Below are 853 nucleotides of genomic sequence, written 5' to 3'. Positions count from 1 at the left end.
CCGGGCGCTGTCGTGATCGGGCCGCCGCGCTTCAGTCACCGAGGCCCACCACTGCCCCAGCGGCGCGATCGACGACAGCGAGCCGGCGAGCGAGAACTCGGCCACCCAGTCGGGCCGCGTCGCGATCCAGAAATGGCCCTTGGCCCGGATCACCCCCGGCATGTCGCCGTTCAGCAGCTCCTGCACCTTTTCCGGGTGGAACGGCTGGCGTGCGCGGTAGACGAAGGAGGCGACGCCGTATTCGTCGGTCTCGGGCACGTGATCGGCGAAGCCGTAGAGCTCCTTGGCCCACATCGGGTGCTCGTGCGCCTTCTCGAAATCGAAGAGACCGGTGTCGAGGATGGCCTCCGCAGGCACGTCCGAATGATCGGTCTCGATGATCCGCGCCTCGGCGTTGAGGCTGCGGATGATCTTGCGCGCGGCATCGGTTCGCTCCGGCCCGGCATCGCGGACCTTGTTGAGCACGACCACATCCGCGAACTCGATCTGGTCGGTCAGCAGGTGAACGAGCGTGCGCTCGTCCGCCTCCCCCATGGTCTCGCCGCGGTCTCGCAGGAAGTCGTGGCTCGCGAAGTCGTTCAAGAGGTTCACCGCATCGACGACCGTGACCATGGTGTCGAGCCGCGCCACGTCCGACAGGCTGCCGCCGCCCTCGTCGCGGAAGTCGAAGGTCGCAGCGACGGGCAGCGGCTCCGAGATCCCGGTGGATTCGATGAGCAGGTAGTCGAAGCGGCCTTCGAGCGCGAGCCTGCGCACCTCGTCGAGAAGGTCGTCGCGCAGGGTGCAGCAGATGCAGCCGTTGCTCATCTCCACGAGGGTCTCGTCCGTGTGGCTGAGATTGGCGCCGCCATCC

At 67.4% G+C, this 853-nt stretch carries 1 protein-coding gene; it reads right to left on the bottom strand.

The window, feature by feature from the left end; all coding sequences use genetic code 11:
- A partial coding sequence (locus tag OCH239_RS21425) for a GTP-binding protein (RefSeq protein ID WP_037267568.1) occupies window positions 1-853 on the bottom strand: 853 nt, incomplete at both ends.

Origin of the sequence: Roseivivax halodurans JCM 10272, assembly GCF_000521785.1 — a bacterium.
GTDB classification, from domain to species: Bacteria; Pseudomonadota; Alphaproteobacteria; order Rhodobacterales; family Rhodobacteraceae; genus Roseivivax; species Roseivivax halodurans.
The sequence above is the reverse complement of the archived record's forward strand: the minus strand, read 5'-3'. Positions and strand labels throughout refer to the sequence as shown.